This window comes from Nonomuraea mesophila (genome assembly GCF_004352805.1).
GTDB classification, from domain to species: Bacteria; Actinomycetota; Actinomycetes; order Streptosporangiales; family Streptosporangiaceae; genus Nonomuraea; species Nonomuraea longispora.
In genome coordinates, this window is sequence record NZ_SMLD01000333.1 from 1 (window position 1) to 3535 (window position 3535).

The following is a 3535-nucleotide window of genomic DNA, read 5'->3' on the forward strand; positions in this document are numbered from 1 at the left end:
GCGCCGCCCGCCCCGGCCGCGGGCGGATGGACGCCGCCGCCCGGCATGCCCGCCGAGCAGGCCGCCGCGCTCGCCGCGCTCGACCCCGCCCAACGCGCCGCGCTCGGCTACTAGACCGCCTGCGCGCCCACCCCCCACAGCCGTGCCCGGGCGCGCAGGCACCCGGCCACCCCTTGCCCGTCGACTGGAAGCGGCGGGCAAGGGGTGCCAGCCTCACCGGCCTTTGGCGGTCACCTCGGTTCGAGCCCGAGGGCAGGCACTTGCACCACCGGTAACGACTACGGAAGGGGCCCACATGAACCACCCTGCGCAGGGCTCCGCGTGACCGACCTGCACATCCCCGACGTCGACACCGAGCACGACACCCTCGGCGCCGCACTCGCCTACGCCAAGGCGGGTTGGTACGTGCTGCCCGTCAACCGGCAGACCAAGCACGCCGGTTCGGTGCTCGGCAAAGGCTGGCCGGCCAAGACGTCACGCGACCCCGAAACAATCATCGCGTGGTTCGCCGGCGCCGACCACGCGCTCGCCCTGCACGTCGGCCGCTCCGGCGCGATCGCGTTCGACGTCGACCGGCCCGCCGAGCTGCCCGACCTACTGCGCGCCGTGCTGCTCACCGTGCCCGGGCCCATGCAGTCGACCCGCGTCGACGACCCCGAACGCGGACACTACCTGTACGCCGCGCCCTGCGACCGCGCCCTCGGCAACTCCGCCGGCACCCTCGGCCGCACATGGGGCGAAGTCCGCGGCCGGAACGGCATCATCGTCGTGGCGCCGTCAACCCACGAGAAAGCGGCCGAGGGCGGCCGGTACGCGTGGGAGCGCACCGGGATGTTGCCCGAGCTGCCCGACGTGCTCGCCGACGCGCTGCCCGACGCCACCGACGCGACCGACGCGGCTACCGACGCCGAGGTGTCCGCGTTCCTCAAGACGCACCAGGGCGGCGCCCGGCCCGAGCTGCTCACCGGCGTACTGCACCGGTTCGACGCCGCCGTGCGGGCGGGCGAATCCCGCCACAACGCCATGCTTACCGCCGCGGCGTGGGCGATGCGGGAAGCCGCCGCCGGGCTGTACCCGGCCGTCGAGGCAGCCCACCGCTTGTCGACGGCGTTCGCCGCGGTCATGTCCGTGAGCCGCGACGGCAGCGAACGCGTTCTCGCGCCGGGGCAGGCTCGGGCCGAGTTCGGCGGCATCCTCGCGTGGGCGGTCGCGCAAACCGTGTTCGCCGACGCGGCCGAGGTGAGGCAAGCCGTCGACGAGCGGGCGCCCCGCGGCGAGTTCGACGGTCTGCTGCTCGAACGGCCGCAGACGCCGCCCTCGGCCGTCGAGCAACCCGCCACGCCCCGCGCCGAGCACCACACCGCGGCGGCCGTCGAGCAGCCCGTCGAGCAGCCCGAGGCCGACGAACTCGCCCGGCTCGCGTTCGAGCGGGAAGTCGCCCACGAACTGCGCAAGCTGCGCGTGCGCGAGGAAGCCGCGCGGCTCGCCAGAAAGCAGCGCCAGGCCGCCGCGCCCCGGCCCGTGATCGTCCCCCTCGACGAGTTCCTGTCGGTGCCTGACGAGCCCGTCGCCTACCGGATCGACCGGCTATGGCCCAAGGGCGGCCGGGTCGTGCTCGCCGCGCAGTACAAGGCGGGCAAAACCACGCTCGTCGGCAACCTGGTGCGGTCGCTGGTCGACGGCGACCCGTTCCTCGGCGCGCACACAGTCGAGCCGTTCGCGGGCCGCGTGGTGCTGCTCGACGACGAGCTCGACGAAACCATGGTGCGTCGTTGGCTGCGCGAGCAGCACATCGCCAACGCGGGCGCGGCGGCCGTGGTGTCTCTGCGCGGCCGGTTGTCGTCGTTCGACCTGCTCGACCCCGAAACCCGATCCGAGTGGGCCGCAGCGCTGCGGCAGGCCGGCGCCACCGTGGTCGTGCTCGACTGCCTCGCGCCCATCCTCGACGCGCTCGGCCTGTCCGAAGACAAAGAAGCCGGGCGTTTTCTCGTCGCGTTCGACGAAATGCTGAAAGAGGCGGGCGTTTCCGAAGCCGTGCTAGTTCACCACATGGGGCACACCGGCGAACGCGCCCGCGGCGCGTCGAGACTGCGTGACTGGCCGGACGTCGAATGGCGTTTGGTGCGCGAAAAGAATGACGACGGAGAATCCGAGCCGAACGCGCCCCGCTATTTCTCGGCGTACGGGCGTGACGTCGACGTGGCCGAATCGCTGCTCGCGTTCGACGCCCCCACGCGGCGGCTCACACTGGCCGGCGGCAGCCGTAAGGACTCGGCCGCCGACAAGACGCTGCGCGCCGTGGTGGATCACCTCGGGCTCGCGCCGGGCCAGTCTCAGCGGCAGATCGAGGCGGCGTTCAAGGACACCGAGCACAACCGCGCCGCAGTGCGCGGCGCACTGCGGCGCGGTGTGGCGAACGGCGTTCTCGGCACGACGCCGGGCCGCTCGGGCGGGTCGGCGTATCACGTGAAGGACGTCTCTAAGCTCGCCACGAGTGCGCCAGCGATCTTGAAAAGGGACGATTTCAGCGACCTAGTCAATAGCGTCTCCGCAGGTCAACCTAGTGCGCCGAGTGCGCCGAGCACTTTCGCGTCAATAAGCAAAGATCACGATATATCGGCAGAGAGTGCGCCAGACGCCCGGCGCACTGAAACCGCAGGTCACAGCGCTAGTGCGCCGAGTGCGCCAGAGTGCGCCAGCGCACCGGCGGCGAGTGCGCCAGTGCGCCCCCCTAAAGGGGGGTGGCGCACTGGCGCACACTCGGCCGCCGAACCCCCGCCCGGCGTACCCCCACAAGCCACCAACGGCCGCCGGTGGGAACCCACCGCGCCGTGCCAAGGCTGCGGCGAAACCATGGTCCTGCTCACCCCCGGCCAGACCCACCACCCGCTATGCGAGCAACCACGGTGACCCCCACATGGCTCGCCGCGCGCCGCGCCGAATGGGCCCGCGCCGCCAACCTCCGGCACTGCCCCACATGCCGCGCCGTAGTGCTCGCCGGCCTCGACGCCGACGCCGCCGCCCTACCCGTCCGATGCGACCCCACCGCCCTCACGGAAATGGGCGAAGCCGTCGCACTTGTCCAAGGCCGCGCGACGTACGACCTCATCAAAAGCAAAACCGGCCGCGAACTCCACGAAAGAAGCGCACACCACATATCGAAACCACGCCGATATTCCGTATTCGCCTCACACAAATGCGACCACCCTCTCACCGCATTCGCAGCGGCACCCGCGCAGAAAACCGAGGTAACCCACAATGACGACCGCGCCCCGTTCTAACGACGAGCACATGCACACCGTGCCCGAGATTGCCACCCGCCTGCGCGTCTCCAAGATGACCGTGTACCGGCTCATCCACACCGGCGAACTCCACGCCATCCGCGTCGGTCGCAGCTTCCGCGTGTCCGACTCCGCGCTGCGCTCCTACCTCAACGCGAGCGTGACCACCCGATGATCAACCCGCGCGCCGACCTCGAGTGGATCGCCGAATACTGGCCTGACCTGCTCGACGCCCGCCTGCCGCTCGCCACACC

Annotated in this window: 2 protein-coding genes; both read left to right on the plus strand. The window is 71.3% G+C overall.

What is annotated here, in order from left to right:
• Positions 1-321: 321 nt before the first annotated feature.
• The gene (locus E1295_RS47580) at positions 322-2910 is read left to right on the plus strand and encodes an AAA family ATPase (protein ID WP_166427791.1); all 2589 of its coding nucleotides are present in this window, start codon (positions 322-324) and stop codon (positions 2908-2910) included.
• 348 nt (positions 2911-3258) lie between these two features.
• Complete coding sequence (locus E1295_RS47585; protein ID WP_132641925.1) at positions 3259-3456, plus strand: helix-turn-helix domain-containing protein; 198 nt, start codon at positions 3259-3261, stop codon at positions 3454-3456.
• Positions 3457-3535: the final 79 nt, after the last annotated feature.

What these genes read in the sequence shown, in the direction of transcription:
- E1295_RS47585 (WP_132641925.1), top strand. Translation starts at nt 3,259, where the DNA reads ATGACGACCGCGCCCCGTTCTAACGACGAGCACATGCACACCGTGCCC.